This is a genomic window from Candidatus Skiveiella danica (assembly GCF_022705245.1).
In the GTDB taxonomy this organism is placed as follows: domain Bacteria; phylum Pseudomonadota; class Gammaproteobacteria; order Burkholderiales; family Burkholderiaceae_C; genus Skiveiella; species Skiveiella danica.
Map to the genome: position 1 here is coordinate 1 of NZ_JAKJEW010000109.1, position 487 is coordinate 487.

Consider the following 487-nt stretch of genomic DNA (forward strand, 5'->3'; position numbering starts at 1 on the left):
GGCATGCGGCAGCGCGGTGCGGGCGCGGGCCAGCAGGGCCTCGTCGATCGGCGAGGCGCCATACAGCACGCATTGCAGGCTGCTGGTGTCGAACTCGGCAAAGCGCGGGTGCTCGACCAGGCGCTTGAGCATGGTGGGCACCAGGAAGGTCTCGGTGCCGCGCTCGTCGGCGATGGCCTGCAGCACCGGCAGTTCATCAAAGCCCGGCAGCACCACCTGCCGCGCCAGCCGCTGCACCAGCTGCAGCACCAGGATGCCCACGCTGTCGATCGGCCGCGTGGCGGCCAGGTTGGCCGACAGCGCGTTGGTCACCAGGTTGGCATGGCTGTGCATCACGCCCTTGGGCCGGCCGGTGGTGCCGCCGGTGTACATCACCGCGGCCAGGTCGCTGCCGCTGCGCCGGGCATCGGCCACCGGGGTGGCGGCGGCCACCAGGATCGGGCCGTCGATGAAGCCATCCGGCGCCGGACCATCGCCCCAGTGCACC

At 72.1% G+C, this 487-nt stretch carries 1 protein-coding gene; it reads right to left on the reverse strand.

Translation table 11 applies throughout. The annotated features are described in order from the left end of the window. Positions 1-487 (reverse strand): AMP-binding protein (locus tag ACMUOY_RS20295; RefSeq protein ID WP_413894532.1); only part of this gene is annotated, 487 nt, incomplete at both ends.